This window comes from Pseudomonas sp. HY13-MNA-CIBAN-0226 (assembly GCF_040310305.1).
GTDB classification, from domain to species: domain Bacteria; phylum Pseudomonadota; class Gammaproteobacteria; order Pseudomonadales; family Pseudomonadaceae; genus Aquipseudomonas; species Aquipseudomonas gregormendelii.
Genome location: NZ_JBEOPS010000362.1, coordinates 1 through 261, shown reverse-complemented (window position 1 = coordinate 261; position 261 = coordinate 1). Strand labels below are relative to the sequence as shown.

Annotated in this window: 1 protein-coding gene; it reads left to right on the top strand. The window is 48.7% G+C overall.

What is annotated here, in order from left to right:
* Positions 1-261: NAD(P)-binding protein (locus tag AAEZ05_RS29115; protein ID WP_350650095.1), on the top strand; the 261-nt coding region annotated here is incomplete at both ends.

The following is a 261-nucleotide window of genomic DNA, read 5'->3' as shown; positions in this document are numbered from 1 at the left end:
CAAGATCGCCTATGTGAAGGTGCTTGTACCCTGAACGATGGCTTTGGCGCGGTCACTATTGGTAATGTTGAGAAGTATATTAACGATACCGCCTTTGCGCTTGGCTGGCGACCTGATATGTCTGACGTGGTTTGGACGGACAAAAAAGTCGCTATCATTGGCGCAGGACCTGCAGGTTTGGGCTGTGCAGATATCTTGGTGAGAAATGGCGTTAAACCAGTTGTCTTTGACAAACGTCCTGAAATCGGCGGCTTATTAACC